Consider the following 397-nt stretch of genomic DNA (forward strand, 5'->3'; position numbering starts at 1 on the left):
TGAGGTAACCTTTTGGAGCCAGCCGCCGAAGGTGGGACCAATGATTGGGGTGAAGTCGTAACAAGGTAGCCGTATCGGAAGGTGCGGCTGGATCACCTCCTTTCTAAGGATTATTACGGAACCCTGAAGCATCCCTTGCGGGATCTTCGGGAAGGGCATACGTGGTTGTTTGGTTCAGTTTTGAGAGAGTAAATCTCTCGAAAGTTTGTACTTTGAAAACTAAATAAGAGTAACAACGACATCAAACAAACCAAAAGTTTAAGGCGATAAAGAAGTACGCTTATTCATTGAATAGCTAGTTAAGTGAATAAGGGCGCACGGTGGATGCCTTGGCACTAGGAGCCGAAGAAGGACGGGACTAACACCGATATGTCTCGGGGAGTCGTAAGTAGACATG

2 rRNA genes are annotated in these 397 nt (G+C 46.6%); both read left to right on the forward strand.

Annotated features, from left to right (window positions below):
- Positions 1 to 103: ribosomal RNA gene (locus JKP73_RS22125) — 16S ribosomal RNA — on the forward strand; the annotation flags it as partial.
- Positions 104 to 297: 194 nt separating this feature from the next.
- Positions 298 to 397 (forward strand): 23S ribosomal RNA (locus JKP73_RS22130); the annotation flags it as partial.

Source organism: Virgibacillus salexigens, assembly GCF_014905415.1.
Taxonomy (GTDB): Bacteria; Bacillota; Bacilli; order Bacillales; family Amphibacillaceae; genus Virgibacillus; species Virgibacillus salexigens.